12 protein-coding genes, 1 tRNA gene and 1 pseudogene are annotated in these 17,462 nt (G+C 48.1%); all 14 read left to right on the forward strand.

Going from position 1 to position 17,462, the window contains the following annotated elements:
* Window positions 1-25 precede the first annotated feature (25 nt).
* The 14 genes and pseudogenes from ACTTHR_RS02925 to ACTTHR_RS02990 all read left to right on the forward strand — a co-directional run bounded on the left by ACTTHR_RS02925 (window position 26) and on the right by ACTTHR_RS02990 (window position 17,437).
* Window positions 26-99 (forward strand) — tRNA-Arg (locus tag ACTTHR_RS02925).
* A gap of 363 nt (window positions 100-462) precedes the next feature.
* Window positions 463-2,946, forward strand: coding sequence for a bifunctional UDP-N-acetylmuramoyl-tripeptide:D-alanyl-D-alanine ligase/alanine racemase (locus ACTTHR_RS02930; protein ID WP_442605131.1), 2,484 nt, complete (start codon window positions 463-465; stop codon window positions 2,944-2,946).
* Between the two features lie 26 nt (window positions 2,947-2,972).
* Window positions 2,973-5,012, forward strand: a complete 2,040-nt coding sequence (gene dnaG, locus ACTTHR_RS02935) for a DNA primase (protein ID WP_442605132.1) — start codon at window positions 2,973-2,975, stop codon at window positions 5,010-5,012.
* 59 nt (window positions 5,013-5,071) lie between these two features.
* On the forward strand, window positions 5,072-6,283 hold the full coding sequence (locus ACTTHR_RS02940; RefSeq protein ID WP_442605133.1) for a class I SAM-dependent rRNA methyltransferase: 1,212 nt from the start codon (window positions 5,072-5,074) through the stop codon (window positions 6,281-6,283).
* Window positions 6,284-6,699: 416 nt separating this feature from the next.
* Complete coding sequence (gene topA, locus ACTTHR_RS02945) at window positions 6,700-9,066, forward strand: type I DNA topoisomerase (protein WP_442605134.1); 2,367 nt, start codon at window positions 6,700-6,702, stop codon at window positions 9,064-9,066.
* 6 nt (window positions 9,067-9,072) lie between these two features.
* Window positions 9,073-9,870 (forward strand): tRNA pseudouridine(38-40) synthase TruA, encoded by a 798-nt coding sequence (gene truA / locus ACTTHR_RS02950; protein ID WP_442605135.1) that lies wholly within the window; start codon window positions 9,073-9,075, stop codon window positions 9,868-9,870.
* 188 nt (window positions 9,871-10,058) lie between these two features.
* Window positions 10,059-10,550, forward strand: coding sequence for an SPOR domain-containing protein (locus ACTTHR_RS02955; protein ID WP_004334415.1), 492 nt, complete (start codon window positions 10,059-10,061; stop codon window positions 10,548-10,550).
* A gap of 3 nt (window positions 10,551-10,553) precedes the next feature.
* Window positions 10,554-11,588, forward strand: coding sequence for a UDP-N-acetylmuramate dehydrogenase (gene murB, locus ACTTHR_RS02960; RefSeq protein WP_442605136.1), 1,035 nt, complete (start codon window positions 10,554-10,556; stop codon window positions 11,586-11,588).
* Window positions 11,589-11,604: 16 nt separating this feature from the next.
* Window positions 11,605-12,279: pseudogene (locus tag ACTTHR_RS02965) on the forward strand (MBL fold metallo-hydrolase); the annotation flags it as partial.
* A gap of 120 nt (window positions 12,280-12,399) precedes the next feature.
* The gene (lipB, locus tag ACTTHR_RS02970; protein ID WP_442605198.1) at window positions 12,400-13,143 is read left to right on the forward strand and encodes a lipoyl(octanoyl) transferase LipB; all 744 of its coding nucleotides are present in this window, start codon (window positions 12,400-12,402) and stop codon (window positions 13,141-13,143) included.
* Window positions 13,144-13,147: 4 nt separating this feature from the next.
* The gene (locus ACTTHR_RS02975; RefSeq protein WP_304285051.1) at window positions 13,148-14,050 is read left to right on the forward strand and encodes a diaminopimelate dehydrogenase; all 903 of its coding nucleotides are present in this window, start codon (window positions 13,148-13,150) and stop codon (window positions 14,048-14,050) included.
* A 6-nt stretch (window positions 14,051-14,056) separates the two neighbouring features.
* The gene (gene lgt / locus ACTTHR_RS02980; protein WP_304285052.1) at window positions 14,057-14,923 is read left to right on the forward strand and encodes a prolipoprotein diacylglyceryl transferase; all 867 of its coding nucleotides are present in this window, start codon (window positions 14,057-14,059) and stop codon (window positions 14,921-14,923) included.
* A 22-nt stretch (window positions 14,924-14,945) separates the two neighbouring features.
* On the forward strand, window positions 14,946-16,163 hold the full coding sequence (locus ACTTHR_RS02985; protein WP_442605137.1) for an FprA family A-type flavoprotein: 1,218 nt from the start codon (window positions 14,946-14,948) through the stop codon (window positions 16,161-16,163).
* Between the two features lie 104 nt (window positions 16,164-16,267).
* Window positions 16,268-17,437 (forward strand): ABC transporter substrate-binding protein, encoded by a 1,170-nt coding sequence (locus ACTTHR_RS02990; protein WP_442605138.1) that lies wholly within the window; start codon window positions 16,268-16,270, stop codon window positions 17,435-17,437.
* Window positions 17,438-17,462: the final 25 nt, after the last annotated feature.

Consider the following 17,462-nt stretch of genomic DNA (forward strand, 5'->3'; position numbering starts at 1 on the left):
CTCGGATCTTCACATGATGGGTCTTGGTCAGGTAGCTCAGCTGGATAGAGCAACTGCCTTCTAAGCAGTCGGTCTCGGGTTCGAATCCCGACCTGATCACAACCTGATTATCAGGTATTTAGCCCTCAATATCGAGGGCTTTTTTGTTGTCTCACTATGAGAAAACGCCCTATTTTCGAGCGGTTTTAGTCCCAAAAAGGTTACAAAAAACACTACTTTAGCAGATACAACATGACTACCAAACGGGATGAGGGTTGAGTTTGTGCTATAATATTCTATGAGAGTTAGTTCCTTTCATTTCAGATAAAAAAGGGGAGTTGTAACCCCTTCAAAGTCGCGAAAAACACGTACCTTAGCAAGTCGTAAAGCACCAAAGAGAAAAAGAAAAAACCTCAAAAAGAGGAGCTTTTGGCTCGGGTGCCGCACCAAAGGATGTAAATAATAGAAGAGAATAAAGATCCTATGTACACTCTACAGACTATTGCAGAAAAGATACACGCTCACCAATGTGCAATTCGTAGTGAAGTCTTCATTGAGCATTTCCTCACCGATAGCCGTTCCCTCATGCACCCCCAGAGCACCCTATTTTTTGCGATTCGTACAGTCACAGGTGATGGGCATCTCTATATTGATCAGCTCTATAACCATGGAGTTCGCAGCTTCGTTGTCAAGGATGAATTCGACAAACTGACCCAACAATACCCCGATGCTAACTTTCTAGAGGTTCGAGATGTTATTCGTTCTCTACAGAAGATAGCCGCGGAGTGGCGTAGAGAGTTCAATATCCCCGTCGTAGGGGTTACAGGGAGTAATGGCAAGACCATTGTCAAAGAATTCCTCTATCAGCTACTTGCAGATACTTATCGAGTGGTGCGTTCGCCTCGCAGTTACAACTCCCAACTCGGGGTTCCCCTATCGGTTCTCAAGATGACTTCGGAGGATCAAATTGCCATTTTCGAAGCAGGCATCTCCCAATTAGGAGAGATGGCTCGCATAGAAGAGGTGATCAAACCCACCATCGGAGTTATTACCAACATAGGCTCGGCACATCAAGAAAACTTTAGTAGCATTGCCCAAAAGGTAGACGAAAAACTACTCCTCTTTGGTGGTTGCGATCGCATTGTCTACAATATGGACGAGCCCGAGATAGTGGCAGGGTTACAAAGATTGGGCCTTCTCTCTCGAGCTCGGGGATGGAGTAGAAAAGACCCAAAAGCCCATCTCTACGTTCGTAGTATAGAGACAGGGCGAGACACTACCAAGCTTAACTTTTTGGTCTTGGGGATAGAATACTCCATCGAAATCCCCTTTACCGATCAAGCCTCCATTGAGAATGTACTTACGTGCGTCCTTACCACGATCATCATTAACCCCTCGTTAATTGACCATCCTGAGCTATTCTCGAAGCTCGAACCCGTAGAAATGCGTTTGGAGCTCATCGAAGGGAATAGGAATAATCTTATTATCAACGATGTTTACAACAACGATATAAACTCCCTAAAGATCGCTCTTGACTTCCAGCAACAACGTGCAACCGACGCCGATCTTGAGCCCGTACTTATCCTGACCGAGATACAGCAGAGTGCTCTTAACGAGCGGCCTCTTTACAGCCGTGTAGGAGAACTCATTGGGAAATATAGGATTAGTAAATTCTACGGGATAGGGAAGGAGCTATTTGCTTATCGAGAGTTTTTCCCGGCAGTAATCGGCGAAAGGAACTTCTTCCCCAGTGTAGAAGACTTCTTATCCAGCGACATTCCACAACAGCTTTCACAAGCCTGCATCCTAATCAAAGGCGCTCGATCCTTTCATTGCGAACGCATTTCGGATCGTCTGTCGCGCAAAGTGCATGAGACGACCCTAGAGGTCGATTTGGATGCTGTGGCCCACAATCTCCAGTACTACCGCTCCAAACTACCACAAGGGACGCAATGCATTGCCATGGTCAAGGCTCAAGGCTATGGAGTAGGAGCCTACGAAGTCGCCAAAAAACTAGACCAAATGCACGTAGGTGCCCTTGCCGTAGCCGTGGCCGATGAGGGACGCGAATTGCGCAGTCAGGGTATTCTCTCTCCCATCCTCGTGATGAATCCGGAGCCAACAGCCTTTGATACCCTTTTGGAGTGGCACCTAGAACCCGTTGTTTTCTCGTGGAAGTTGCTGCGCGCTCTTGCAAATAAGATTGACAAACAGGGCTTTGATAATATCGGAGTGCATATAGAAGTAGATACCGGTATGCACAGACTCGGATTCCGTCCGGACGAGATTCCCGAATTGGCTCGCTTTTTTGCGCAGAGCCACCTGCTACGTGCTCGGAGTATTTTCACACATTTGGCAGCGGCAGATATGCCGGAAGAAGACGCCTTCACACGCAATCAACTTGAAGTATTCCGCACCACGGCCGATCAATTCTCAGAGATTGCAGGGTACCGCCCCCTCTACCATGCTCTTAACACTGCAGGTGTAGAGAGATTCCCCCAATACGCTTTCGATTGTGTACGACTCGGTATCGGATTGTATGGCATATCCCCAACTATGGATAAGCATCTTGAGCCGGCAGTACGGCTGCGCACCACCCTACTACAAAAGTCATATATCTCCGGAGATGAAACGATTGGGTATGGTAGACGTGGACATCTCACCCAAGGAGGCGAGATTGGTATCATCCCCATTGGTTATGCCGATGGCTACAGCCGACGCATGAGCTGCGGCAGAGGATGGGTAGTAGTGCATGGCAAGCGCTGCCCGATTGTGGGGAATGTTTGCATGGATACCTGCATGATTGACCTAAGCCAATGCCCCGAAGCTCAAGAGGGAGACGAGGTAATACTCTTTGGTGATAAAGAGGCTCGGATTGAAGACCTCGCAAGTGCCATCGATACGATTCCCTACGAACTTATTGCCGATCTTGCACCTCGAGTGCGTCGTGTATACTACCAAAATTAGCCCTAAAAGCACCCTCAAGAGAGGCAATGATAGACGAGGTTACAAAACAGAAAATCATTGATACTGCACATATTGTTGATGTAGTTAGCGACTTTGTTTCACTCCGCAGAGCGGGCGTGGATTACATAGGGTTATGCCCTTTTCACGCAGATCGTCGTCCCTCATTCCACGTATCGCCATCCAAAAACATCTGCAAATGCTTTTCGTGTGGTGAGGGAGGTACCCCGGTATCTTTCCTTATGAAGTTGGAGAAGATGACCTTCCCGGAAGCCCTCCGCTACCTAGCTCGCAAGTATGGAATCCCCCTAGAGGAGCGAGAGGAGAGCCCCGAGGAGCGAGAGCGTCGTAACCAGCAAGAAAGTATGTATTTGGTGCAAAAGTTTGCAGCAGAGTACTTTGGGAAGCAACTTCTAGAGGGCGACGAAGGGCGCAATATTGCTCTCTCCTACTTTCACTCTCGCGGCGTAACCGAAGAGGTGATCGAGAAATTCCAATTGGGATATGCCCCATCCTCTCATAATGCCCTACTCACAGCAGCGACCCAAGCCGGCTATAATGCGAAATATTTGTACGCTACGGGGTTGTGTTTCGAGCCCAGTGAGGGAAGATTGGGAGGCGACCGCTTCCGAGAGCGCATCATGTTTCCCGTCCACTCCGTAAGCGGACGTATCGTCGCCTTCGGGGGGCGCATCATGGGGAAGAGCGACAAAATGGCAAAGTATATAAACTCTCCGGAGAATATTATCTACTCAAAAAGTCGCGAATTGTACGGACTTTATTTTGCAAAAAAGGCGATTGCCCAAAAGGACAAAGTCTACTTGGTGGAGGGATATATGGATGTAATTGCCATGCATCAAGCCGGTATCGAAAATGTGGTAGCCTCCAGCGGTACAGCCCTCACACGAGAACAAATCCGCTTAATCCGTCGTTTCTCCAAAAACATTACCGTACTCTACGATGGGGATGCTGCCGGTATAAAGGCGGCAATACGGGGGATTGATTTACTCCTTGAGGCAGGAATGCATATACGAGTACTCGTCTTGCCCGCAGGTGAAGACCCCGATTCTTTCTCTCGTAGCCGAACCATTGATGAGTTTAATGACTACATTTCGGAGCACGAAGTCGACTTTATCACATTCAAAACAGGACTATTCCAAGATGATATGGCATCTAGCCCCGGGAGGCGAGCAGCCGTTATCAATGATCTTGTTCACAGCATAGGACTTATCCCAGACACTATAGAACGAAGCGTATATGCCCAAAGTGTAGCTCAAACTCTCCATATTGACGAAGAGCTACTCCTCCGGCAAGTAAAAATTGCTCGTTCCAACCACCTTATGGGTAGGGCAAACGAAGAGCAGGCTCGCAGCCGACAAGCAGCCCTACAAGAGGAGCGAAGGCGCAATGAAGAAAAGGAGCACGAAGAAGATACCCCTCTCAGCGAGACGGAAGATGAGGCTCTACCTTCTGACACTCCTACTCTACCGGAAATTCCCCCTACGCGCCAAGAGATTGAGCTCCTACGCCTTATAATTCGCTACGGAGAACGCCTTATCCCTATTGACAACGGCGATGGAACCCAAAGCGATATGCCCCTCGCGCTCTATATATACGAGTGGTTCGGAGCAGAAGAGATAGAGAAGTCTACTCCCCTATTCCAGAAAATTGTAAACGAAAGCATTGAGCAATTAAGTACTACAGAGAGCTTCCGCCCGGCTCATTTCTTTGCCAATCATCCGGAACCACGCATTGCGGACCTCACCCTAGACCTCCTGAGCGATCGGTACCAGTTGTCCCGAGCACAACGCCAAGCATTGGGCATATACAACGAAGACAATAGCCCAGAACTAGATACTATCATTAACGAGTCTCTCCACGCTATTGATGCCCTCCGTGTAGAACGTATTTTGCAAGAAATCGAACAGTGCCGGCAATCTCTAAGTGATGCACAACAGCATGGAGATGGTTCGCAAATAATGACCCTACTACAACGTATCAACGAACTCAATCTCAAAAAGAAAGAGATTGCCGAGCGGTTAGGAGGTATCACAATACTGCCCCACTAGCCTCCACAATAACAAATCCTTTTGACGTTGTCACAACCCAAATACTCTTTTTTTAATAGATGAATCCAGTCCCTTCTCCCCTACACATTACGTTACGAGCAGGTCGAGACGAATCAGTCTGCCGCTTTCATCCTTGGATATTTAGTGGTGCAATTGCCCACATAGAGGGCTCTCCGGAAGTAGGAAGTTTAGTCGAAGTTTTCTCTCACGATGGCAAAGCTCTAGGCTCCGGTTTTTACGAAGGAGGTAGCATCGCCGTTAGAATGCTCACCTATGGGCATCAGACCATTACCGACCTTTCCCTCTTCTTCCTCGAAAGGATATCGGCAGCTTACCGGCTACGCAAGGAACTACACTTAGTCTCGTCTACCAATACAGTGTACCGCTTGATTCATGGCGAAGGGGATGGGCTTCCGGGGCTCATCATTGACATCTACGGATCCACGGCGGTAATACAGGCTCATAGCTTGGGTATGTACCGGCAAATAAAAGTCATTGCAGATATACTTATAAAGCTACTTTCTCCCGAGGTAACAGCTGTTTACGACAAATCTTCGAGCACACTACCCTCACACAGCGAGGAGTACGTGGGTGATGGATTTATAGTGGGGAACAATAAAGCCGAGATTGTATTAGAGAATGGCATCCAGTTTATTCCGGACTGGGAGCACGGACAAAAGACAGGATTTTTCATTGATCAACGAGAGAATCGCCAACTTGTAGGAGAGATGGCTTGTGGCAAAAGGGTTCTCAATATGTTTTGTTATTCCGGAGGCTTCAGTCTCTATGCTTTGCAAGGGAAAGCAGAAGAGGTGGTCTCGGTCGATAGCTCAGCACGTGCCCTTTCCCTAGTTGAGGAAAACGTTGCTTGCAACTGGGGAGACTCCATTGCAGGCGGTAGACACGAAGGGGTTGTAGCCGATGCCTTCGAATATCTAAAGGGTATCGCCAAAGGGAGTTTTGACCTTATTGTTTTAGACCCTCCGGCATTTGCCAAGAAACGTTCCGCTGTAAAAAACGCTCTCAATGGCTACCGCAAACTCAATGCCCTTGCCTTAGAAAGGATTGCTCCGGGAGGTTTGCTCTTCACCTATAGTTGCTCCCAAGCTGTCTCTCCCGAAGAATTCCGACTAACGGTACTCACAGCAGCGGTACAGACCGGGCGCAGTGTACGGATTCTACGACAGATGCGCCAAGCCTCCGATCATCCCATAAGTATTTACCATCCCGAGGGAGAATATCTAAAGGGGCTCCTCCTATACGTAGAGTAATCCCGACAGTGCCCTCTCCCCTTAGCATGGTTCGTAATTACTAGCGACCCCGTGATGAGACAAAATAGAACGAGGATTTATAATTCCTCTAGATATAAGTCATAGCAAAGGGAGGGGATTCCTCACATCCCCCTCTGGGTGATTTCAAATAAAATCTCACCCTAATCACAGACTCGATACAGCCCTAGATTTCCCCAGATCTAGGGCTATTTATTTTTTATTATCAGGCAAACATTGATGAGAGGAATAGGTAATTTTGAGCAAGGGTCTAGTTCTTTTCTCCTTGGGAATAACTGACCTCTAAGAGAACGCTCCAAAGGGATTTTTAGAGAACAAGCGTAGGCGACTCTGCTCTCGTGGAGACTTTTCTAGTTCGCATGAACCTATTACCTTTGTCCGCAAAATACGGAAAAGCGATGCAAAAGACCCCTAACCTCGTGATTGTCGAATCACCTGCCAAAGCTAAGACGATAGAGAAATTCCTTGGGAAAGGCTTCCGAGTACTCTCAAGCTATGGACATATTCGCGACTTAAAAAAGAGTGGATTAGGTATAGACATTTCGCATCAATTCGCTCCAAACTACATTGTAAGTAAGGATAAACTTGCTGTAGTACGAGATCTAAAACAGGCAGCCGACAATGCCCAGATGGTGTGGTTAGCATCCGATGAAGACCGCGAGGGAGAGGCTATTGCTTGGCACCTATACGAGGTGTTAGAACGTGCAGGAAAGCCAACAAAAAGGATTGTTTTTCACGAAATAACACAGCAAGCAATTGACTATGCCATCGCCCATCCTCGGGATATCGATCTCAACCTTGTAGATGCACAACAAGCTCGTCGCGTACTCGACCGCATCGTAGGTTTTGAGCTTTCTCCCATCCTATGGAAACGCATTAAGCCGGCACTCTCGGCAGGACGTGTACAGTCGGTAGCCGTTCGTCTTATCGTAGATAGAGAACGGGAGATTCAGCAGTTTGTCCCCTCCTCTTCGTATAAGGTAGTAGCCTCTCTTTGCAAACAAACAGGGAAAGATTGCTTGCAAGCCGTTGCAGAAAAAACATTTGATACCGCAGAAGAAGCCAAGGATTTCTTAAGCCGCAATAGTGCTCAAGAGATGGAGGTACTAAGTCTCGTGAGCAAGCCCGGCAGGCGCTCTCCTGCAGCCCCCTTTACCACCTCTACTCTACAACAAGAGGCGGCTCGCAAACTAGGATACACCGTAGGTACAACCATGCGCATTGCGCAAAAACTATACGAATCCGGGCACATTACCTATATGCGAACGGACTCCGTTAACCTCTCCACATTGGCACTTAATAGTGCTGCCAAAGCCATAAAAGAGCGATGGGGCGAGAGCTACTACCAACTACGAAAGTACAAGACAAAGAGTAAGGGAGCACAAGAGGCACACGAAGCTATCCGCCCTACAGATCTGAGCAAAGAGAGTATCTCGGGTACTCCCCAAGAGCAAAAACTCTACGAAATGATCCATAAACGGACTCTAGCCTCCCAGATGGCAGACGTCGTTTTGGAGAAGACAACGGCAACCTTTAGGGGTCAGACCTCTAACGACGTTTTCGTAGCAGAGGGGGAGGTGATCCGTTTCGAGGGATTCCTCAAAGCCTATAACTATACTTCTCATAGCGACGAAGAGGAAGAAAAGAATAATCCCCATCAACTCCCAACTCTTAGTAAGGGAGAAATGCTCAATACCCAAGAGCTCGTTGCTACAGAGCATATAACACGTGCTCCGGCTCGTTACTCAGAGGCCTCTCTCGTACGCAGATTAGAAGAGCTTGGTATCGGACGACCCTCTACTTATGCCCCCACAATACAAGTTATACAAGCTAGAGAGTACGTACAAAAAGGGACCAGTAGTGGGAGCGAACATAAGTACCATGACTATATCTGCAACGCCCAGCATCCCACACCTACTCTCAAGATACGTACGGAGAAAATAGGTGCCGATAAGGGCAAACTTCTCCCCACAGACATCGGGATTGTGGTGAATGATTTTCTTGTAGAGAACTTCCCAAAGGTTATCGATTACAACTTTACGGCTCAAGTAGAAGGGCTCTTCGACCGAATAGCCGAAGGGAAAGAGATTTGGACCAACACTATGGAACAATTCTACACCCTCTTCCATCCCATGGTGGAGACGGCCCTAGAATCTTTTGACAATCACGCTAGAGGAGAACGAAATCTAGGTATTGACCCTGCCACAAATAAAGCTGTAACAGTACGCATTGGCCGCTATGGACCTTTGGTACAAATAGGAGAGAACACGCCTACCGAGAAAGCAAGTTTTGCATCACTACGGGAGGGGCAATCCATCCAAACCATTACGCTGGAGGAGGCTCTAGACCTCTTCAAACTACCTCGTACCGCGGGTCAATTTGAGGGGAGTGACGTAAAAGTGGCTTCGGGTCGCTTCGGTCCCTACATTCAACATGCAGGCAAGTTCACCTCCATTCCTAAGCAGTACGACCCCCTTTCCATCACGCTAGATGAGTGTATAGCTCTCATACAGGCGAAACGTGAAGAGGAGATAAAATCTGAGCTAAAGAGGTTCTCTGAGGATCCGGAACTCACCATACGTACGGGACGTTTTGGACCTTTCCTCAAACATGGGAAGGAAAACTATAAACTAAGCAAAGAGCAAAAAGAGCGGGCAGCCGAACTCACATACGAAGAGTGCCTTGAGATCATAAAGAATGGTCATCCATCAGGTACTCGCAAAGGATCAACCGGTAAACGAACGGTCACCAAATCTAAAAAGTAGCTCTCTATGCCTCGCTATTTCTTAGATATAGCCTTCGATGGAAGTAGCTACTGTGGTTGGCAGCGTCAGCCCAATGGGCTTGCCGTGCAGCAAGTAGTAGAGGAGGCTTTATCCCTTCTTTTCCGTGTCCCCGTCTCTATTGTAGGAGCGGGGCGTACCGATGCGGGGGTGAATGCCTACTCTTTGCCGGCTCATGTGGATATACCCGAGATGGCAAAAGGCTCGCCTTATCGCTGGCGCAAAAGTCTCAATGGCATCTTACCTCATAGCATAAATATCCGAAGCATTACACCGGTGCAGCCTTCTGCCCACGCACGCTTCGATGCAACATCTCGCCGCTATCTCTACTTTATAGCGGAAGAACGCGATCCCTTTAATCGGCAATGGGTGCTACCGGTGCGCCCTTTTCCCGACATCAAGAAGATGAACCAAGCGGCTCAATACCTTCTTGGTACGCACGACTTTATCAGTTTTAGTCGTCTGCATACCGATACGCATACCAATATATGTACGGTACAGGAGGCTTTTTGGTCTCCCTCGCTCTACCCTTCTACTTGGCAATTTAGCATCACAGCCAATCGCTTCTTACGCAATATGGTACGTGCTATTGTGGGCACTCTCTTAGAGGTGGGGGCTTCGACCCTTGCTCCGGAAGATATTATAGAGATTATTCATGCACAAGATCGTAATAGAGCAGGAGCCTCCGTGCGTGGAGAGGCCCTCTTTTTAGCTCATGTAGAGTACCCAAAAGAGATTTACTTAGATAGCAACATAACCCAAACAGATAGCAACACTTCTCTCTAACAAGGGGGTAAAAGTGGCTCAAAACAAAAAACTCACTACCTTTGTGATGCTGCGTAGAATCGATGGAGATTCCTTCGACTCTTTGGTTCAGTCTCAACCTATGGAGAAAATCGGGAGAGCGACTCTCGCACAAAGGACTCCCTAAGGTGTGCACATAAGTATTAGAAACTCTAAATATTGATAGACAGATGAAGAAATCAATTATTGCACTTTCTGCACTAGCTCTCGTGGTTTCTCTCGGAGCCTGCAAGCCCAAACAAAGCACCTATCGCCAGGTATACGAGAAAGCAAAGCAACGTGAGATTGCTCAAAATCAATCTTCGAACCATGCTCCAGAGGCGGACGAAAACGACATCATCGTGTCAAAGCCTGCTCAGAGTTCTGTACAAATGCGTCGCGAGCGTCTAACTCCCTCCGAAGGAGAAGATGCTAATCGTCTCAATCGTTATAGCGTAGTTATCGGAAGCTTCCAAAACCGCACCAATGCTCTTTCTCTAAAGGAACGCATGGAAGAAGCAGGTTTTAAGCCCATTCTTGCAGAAAACGAACACGGAATGATCCGCGTAATCGTGGCTAGCTTTATGAGCCGCGAAGAAGCTGTTTCTAGTCGCGAACAAATCAAAGAACGTTTTGCTCCTCAGTTCCAAGACGCTTGGCTGCTTGAAAGAGAAGCTCGCTAATCGATGGAAATAAAAGAGAAATTCCCACTAGTCTCGCACAACACCTTCGGTATCGAAGCCACTGCGGACTGGTGGGTTTCGTATCATTCTCTCGACGATCTTGATCGTCTAGCCCGCGATGAATACTTTACAAGTCTTCCCTACCTAGCTATCGGTGAGGGAAGTAATTTGCTATTCCTCAACGACTACCATGGAGCTATACTCTACTCCGAGATCAAGGATAGAGAGGTGCTTCCTACGCCCAAAGGCGAAGATCAAGACAGCGTTTTACTACGCATTGGATCGGGTATTATTTGGGATGAATTTGTAGCTTGGTCTCTAGAGCAAGGCTACTACGGAGCCGAAAACCTCTCTTGGATTCCGGGTTCTGTAGGCGCTGCTGCCGTGCAAAATATAGGAGCTTATGGTAGCGAAGTAGCCCAACTAATATACCAAGTAGAGACATTCGACCTCAAAACACGGTCGAAACGAGTTTTCTCCCCCAAGGAATGTCTCTACGACTACCGCTATAGTTACTTCAAAGAGAAGGAGGCCGAGCGTTACATCATTACACATGTAGTCTTCGCCCTCTCGCGTAAAGCGAATGTTAATCTCTCCTACAAGGCTCTACACGACTATCTCCCAAGTGGGAATATAACTCCCCGAGATGTGCGGAGAGCCGTTATCGAGATTCGCCAAGCAAAGCTCCCAGATCCTAAAGTACTTCCCAACGCAGGAAGCTTTTTCATGAACCCTATTGTCTCCTCGGAGGTTTACCAAGAGTTACAGGAGAAGTATCCCGATATGCCTCACTATCCGGCATCGCAAGGGGTAAAACTATCGGCAGCTTGGTTATTAGATAATGCCGGTCTCAAAGGGTATCGTGTAGGAAATGTTGGTACCTATGAGCGGCAACCGCTTATATTGGTCAATCGAGGAGGTGCAAAGGGTACAGAAGTTGCTCAGTTTGCATCCCTATTGGTCGAAAAAGTAGAAGCAGCCTTTGGTGTGACCCTTCACCCAGAAGTCCGTTATATCGGAGCTCCTACTCGTAGCTAACCCAAATAGCGCAGAGATGCAAAAAAAAGAGATTAGATCTGTACGGATTTTAGGATCCGGCACCAGCACCGGAGTACCCGAGGTGGGCTGCTATTGTAGTACCTGCCTAAGTACTGACCCTGCCGACAATCGAACCCGTACCTCTGTCCTTTTAGAGACAAACGAAGGGAAAAAGATCCTCTTAGATTGCAGCCCCGACTTTAGGCAACAAGCCATCCTTGCAGAAATAGATGAGCTAGACGCTATTGTATTAAGCCACGAACACTACGACCACATTGCCGGACTCGATGATCTACGTACCATTGCGTGGGCACGAGATCTGCCTATCTACGCAGAAAATCGTGTCCTAGAAGCAATCCGATACCGACTACATTACTATTTTGGGAAGACACCTTACCTTGGAACTCCAAGACTTAAACTTAGGGAGATCTCACTAGCTCCTTTTGAGGTAGAAGGGCTTACATTCGAACCCATACGCGTGTTTCATGGAAGGCTCCCCATCACGGGATTTAGGGTTGGCGACTTTGCCTTCATTACCGATCTAAAGACAATTCCCGACGAAGAGGTAGAGAAACTCCGCGGAGTAGACACCCTTTTGGTCAATGGGTTACGCTTTACCAAGCCTCATCCTACCCATCAAACGATCGAAGAGGCAATAGCTCTTAGTAAGGGAGTAAAGGCTAGGAACACTTTCATAATACACCTATCTCATCATGCGCCTCGCGCTGTAGACTTAGCCCTAATGCTCCCGGAGGGAGTGTTTGCTAGTTACGATGGTCTCAGTCTTGAACGCATAAATGGCCGTCTAGAGATCCACAACAAAACAAACTTTAGAGCCTCTCTTGCTCCCCATCTCCCCTACGAATTCAGAGACTGCCACAGTATCCCCTATGCAGAGGCTTATGCTCTACAAAAAGAATTATTCCAAACAGCCATAGAGCAAAAGCAGCGGGGAGAAGCGCCCAAAAACACGCTTCTTTTTTGTGAGCATGAACCGGTTTTTACGCTCGGGAAGCACGGCAAAGAAAGCAACCTCCTCCTTCCCGAAGAGGCTTTGCATGCAAAGGGGATTTCCCTTCACCATATTGACCGAGGCGGAGACATTACCTATCATGGGCCGGGGCAGATAACGGGTTATCCCATCTTCGACCTAGAGCAATTTGGGATGGGCATCAAACAATACATATATACCTTAGAGCAATGTATTATTGATGTACTAAGGGTTAATGGCATCCATGGGGAACGTTTAGAAGGTGCCACGGGAGTTTGGATAGACCCCAGTACCCCACAAGCTCGCAAGATTTGTGCTATTGGCGTACACTCTTCTCGCTACGTTACATTGCATGGGTTTGCCCTTAATGTGTTTACCGATCTATCCTATTTTTCCTGGATAAATCCTTGTGGTTTCACCAATAAGGGCGTAACATCCATGGCTCAAGAAATGGGCAAACCCACCACCATGGAGCTTGTAAAACAACAGGTTGAGGAGGCTTTTCATCGTCACTTCTTCCAAGCCTATAAAAAGAAACACGACAAAGCAAGTATAGAGATATAGGAGTATGAATCAGAAATATCGCGTAGCTGTTGTGGGCTATGGCAATATAGGACGTTATGCCCTTGATGCCATTAAGGCTTCTCCGGACTTTGAACTGGCTGGGGTTGTACGTCGTTCCTTAACGGAGAAACAACCCACTGCCCTCCAAGATATTCCCGTAGTAACTTCGATTGATGCACTTGGCAAGGTGGACGTGGCTCTACTATGTACCCCAACTCGTGCCGTAGAAGAGTATGCCCTAGATATCCTCTCTCGAGGGGTTGCTACGGTGGATACATTCGACATTCACAGCGGTATCGTGCCCCTTCGCCGCTCTCTGCACGCGGCAGCGATAGCCCATAAGACAGTGGCCGTTCTATCAGCAGGATGGGATCCCGGGAGTGACTCCATGGTGCGTACCCTGATGGAAGCAATAGTACCCCGAGGCATTACGTATACCAATTTTGGCCCTGGGATGAGTATGGGACACACCGTAGCTGTAAAAGCTATTGAGGGGGTAGAGAGGGCTCTCTCCGTTACGATCCCTATCGGAACAGGGCTTCATCGCCGTATGGTTTATATCGAATTAGCCCCAGGGTACAACGAAAGCGAGGTAGCACAGCGCATCAAACAAGATGATTACTTTGCCCATGACGAAACGCATGTAGTCGTGGTAGACGATGTGGATCAGCTCGTCGATATGGGACATGGAGTATCTATGGAGCGCAAAGGCGTATCGGGAGCGACCCACAATCAACACCTCAACTTCGAGATGAGAATCAACAATCCGGCTCTCACGGCTCAGGTAATGGTTTGTGCTGCCCGAGCTGCCCTCAGAATGGCTCCCGGTGCCTATACCATGCCGGAGATTGCTCCAATAGACCTTCTACCGGGGGATCGTGAAAAATGGATTACCAAACTCTGCTAAAGAATTATGTTTACCCTTAATGCTATAACGTGGGACGTTGACCCTACTCTATTCACCCTCTTTGGGAAAGAAGTGCGCTGGTATAGCCTGCTTTTCAGCCTTGGGCTCATCCTAATAGGGCCCTACATCGAGCGACTTATCTGGAAGCGGGAGCAACTTCCCGATAGTTGGTTCGAAAAACTTTGGTGGTACATTGTCATCAGCACTCTCGTAGGTGCGAGACTAGGGCACTGCCTATTCTACGACCCGGCTCATTACCTAGCCAACCCCATAGAGATATTCAAAGTTTGGGAAGGAGGACTTGCCAGCCATGGAGGAACCATCGGGATTATCATTGCCGTGTGGATCTTCTCGCGTAGGGTTACCCATAAGCCTATTACATGGACACTAGACAGACTTGCCGTACCCGTGGGGCTCGTTGCGGCCATGATCCGTATTGGCAACCTCATGAATAGTGAGATATTTGGCGTGACCACAGACCTCCCCTGGGCATTCCGCTTTATACGCTCTCAGGAATATCTCGCCCTCAACACAGATATGGGATGCCACCCGACGGCCATCTACGAAGCCCTAGCCTACCTCATCGTATTTGGGGTGTGTTGCTGGCTTTATTGGGGTCGAGATGCTGCTCGCCGCCGCCCGGGATTGATTTTAGGATGGTTCCTTTTTGGCACATTTACCGCTCGAATCTTCATAGAGAAATTGAAGTTTGTACAAGAGGCTTGGGAGCTAAAATGGGTGGATACCATTGGGCTAAACCAAGGACAAATCCTCAGTATCCCATTTATAATTGTAGGGCTCGCTCTTATCATCTACGCACTGCGACGCCCGGCATTAGAGGTTACTCCTCTCCCCGAAAAAAAAGAAAACTAAATCCACTTTTAATACATATCCTATGATTCCGCAGATAAACATTACCCCATCCATTTACTACGTAGGTGTAAACGATCGCACCAAAGATCTCTTCGAAAGCATGTGGCCCCTCCCCCATGGGGTAAGCTACAACTCGTATCTTATTGTGGATGAAAAGATCACCCTCATAGATACGGTAGATATCTGTTACTCCGAGCAATTCTTCCGCCAGATAGAGAGAATCATTGGGGATCGTCCTATTGATTATCTCGTAATCAACCACATGGAGCCCGACCATAGCGGCTCTATCGGGATGCTACAACGCCACTACCCCAATATCCAGCTAGTCGGCAACAAAAAGACCTTTAACATGCTTCAGGCCTATTATCCGGACCTTAAAGCAGAACTCATCACCGTAAATGATGGAGACACGTTGTCTACTGGCAACCACAACCTCTCCTTCATTATGGCTCCCATGGTGCACTGGCCCGAGGTAATGTTTACCTACGATGCTACCGAAGGAGTACTCTTCTCGGCAGATGCCTTTGGTACTTTTGGCACCCTCGATTCGCACGTGCTCGACCACAAGCTCTCACTGGAGATGTACTATACAGAGATGTATCGCTACTATGCCTGCATCGTTGGGAAATATGGTCCTTTCGTGCAAAAAGCACTTACCAAAGTACTTGGGATGAACCTCACCCTCAATGCAATTTGCTCTACACACGGGCCCGTATGGACCAATGAAGGCTTCCCACGTGCCCTTGCCATCTACGACCAACTAAGCAAATACGATACCCAAAAAGGGGCTGTGGTACTCTACGGAAGTATGTATGGCAATACTACGGTAATGGCAGACACCATAGCACGAGGACTTGGAGAAGCCGGTATTAAAGAGGTGGTTTGCCATGACGTATCGCGCACGAACCCCTCCTACATTCTTCGCGACCTATTCCGCTATCGTGCCCTTGTGGTAGGCTGCCCCACCTATAGCAACGAGATCTATATGCCTATCCAAAATATGCTCAACATGATCCGACTGAGGGAAGTAAAGAATCACATTTGCGCTATATTCGGTTCTTGCTCATGGGCTGGACAGGCTGTACGCAAGCTTACTCCCTTTGCAGAAGAGATGGGGTGGGAACTTGTTGGCACTCCTCTAGAGCAAATGGGAGCTCCCAACGAAGACGATCTAAACAAAGCCTTTGAGCTGGGTAAAGAAGTAGCCGCTCGCCTGCACGAGCTATACCCAGAGGCTTAATCCATTCTCCCTACAAAACCACCGAACGGGCCCTTTCTCGACTCAGAAAGAGGAGCTCTTCGGTGGTGCTTTATTAGATTCTCCCTCTTGCTAGCTAACTTCGTATGAAAAAAATCCTCTTCTATTCCTTCTTCACGCTCCTCCTCTGGGGGGCTGTTTCGGCTTGCTCCAATGGGAAACAATCCGACCAAAAAACAGAAGACTCTTTGCAGTACACCGGAGACGCTGCCAAGCGGATCGAGGTAGAGTATGCTGAGGGTTTTCGTCTACAATATATCCCCGGAGCAGTACTCGCTACCCTATCGGATCCCCAAAACCCCGAAGAGGCGACTCAGTATCACTTTGCCTTTATTCAGGATGCAGCGCAGTGCGACAAAAGTGCCATCCCTAGCGAATACACGCAGATTTCGATCCCGCTTAATCGGGTTGTTTGTATGACTACCCTACAGCTATCCAACTTCATCGCTCTCGATCAACTAGACAAGGTGGTGGGGATGAGTAGCACCCGACATCTATTTAATCAAGAGGTTAAGGAGCGAATAAAGAGCGGGAAAATCAACAAAATAGGCATCGAAGGGAATTTCGATAGAGAGGTAGTAATGGCGATAGAGCCTGATATTATCTTGATTTCACCCTTCAAACGAGGAGGTTACGACGACCTCAAAGACGTAGATATCCCCCTAATCCCCCATCTGGGATATAAGGAGAATAGTCCTCTTGGCCAAGCGGAATGGATTAAGTTCATTGGGCTACTGCTGGGTAAAGAGAGTGAGGCTAATAAGGTATTTGCCGAGCTAAGAGACGAATACAACAAGTGGAAAGAGATAGCCGAGAAGGCAACACCTCGCCCAACGGTCTTTAGTGGCGATCTCAAGAGCGGCACTTGGTACGCTGTAGGTGGTAAGAGCTTTCTTGCACAACTATTCCGAGATGCAGGCGCTGATTACTTCCTCAAAGATGACCCCAATACCGGAGGCGTTACCCTAGACTTCGAGACCATCTATAGCAAAGCCGCCGAGGTAGATTACTGGCGCATCCTAAGTAGCTTTGATGGAGAATTTACCTACAAGGCTCTACAAGCTCAAGACGAGCGGTACAAAGACTTTAAGGCGTTTAAGGAAAAGGGGGTTATCCATTGCAACCTATCCACTACCCCCTATTATGAGTCGGCCATTATCCATCCCGACCTACTACTCAAGGACTTCATAAAGGTATTCCACCCCGAGTTGCTCCCGGAGTACACCCCTACTTATTACCACCGACTCGAGCATTAAAAGCAAACTAGCACGTTTTCCCCTT

Origin of the sequence: Porphyromonas endodontalis (assembly GCF_052173515.1) — a bacterium.
GTDB classification, from domain to species: Bacteria; Bacteroidota; Bacteroidia; order Bacteroidales; family Porphyromonadaceae; genus Porphyromonas; species Porphyromonas endodontalis_A.